This window comes from Candidatus Accumulibacter vicinus (genome assembly GCF_000584955.1).
GTDB classification, from domain to species: Bacteria; Pseudomonadota; Gammaproteobacteria; order Burkholderiales; family Rhodocyclaceae; genus Accumulibacter; species Accumulibacter vicinus.
The window spans coordinates 215,168-215,473 of sequence record NZ_JDSS02000006.1 but is presented as its reverse complement, the minus strand read 5'-3'; the positions used below and the strand labels follow the sequence as shown (position 1 = coordinate 215,473).

The window sequence follows — 306 nt, the reverse complement described above, 5'->3', positions numbered from 1 at the left end:
GGCGAAGCGGAGCAGGCTGGCCAGCGTGAAGGCTTCGTCGAACCCCGGCAGGGGCTGGCTCTGATTGAGGCGCAGGAGCCCGGCCAGAACGCGCACGGCGGCAATCTCGGCATCGCCGGCACTGGCCTTGCCATGCATCGGGCCGGGCAGCGCTTCGAGGCAGTCGAGCAGCCACAGCAAGCGGTCGCCGATGGCGACCAGCGCGCCCTGCATCAGGGGGCGGACATCCTGTCCCCAGAAGCCGGCCAGCGCGATGTCGAGCAGCGACAGCGCGGCCTTGGCAAGTTCGCCGTGGTCGTGACTGGC

The 306-nt window shown here is 70.6% G+C and carries 1 protein-coding gene; it reads right to left on the bottom strand.

From position 1 onward, the window contains the following. Positions 1–306: hypothetical protein (locus CAPSK01_RS01825; RefSeq protein ID WP_034921495.1), on the bottom strand; the 306-nt coding region annotated here is incomplete at both ends.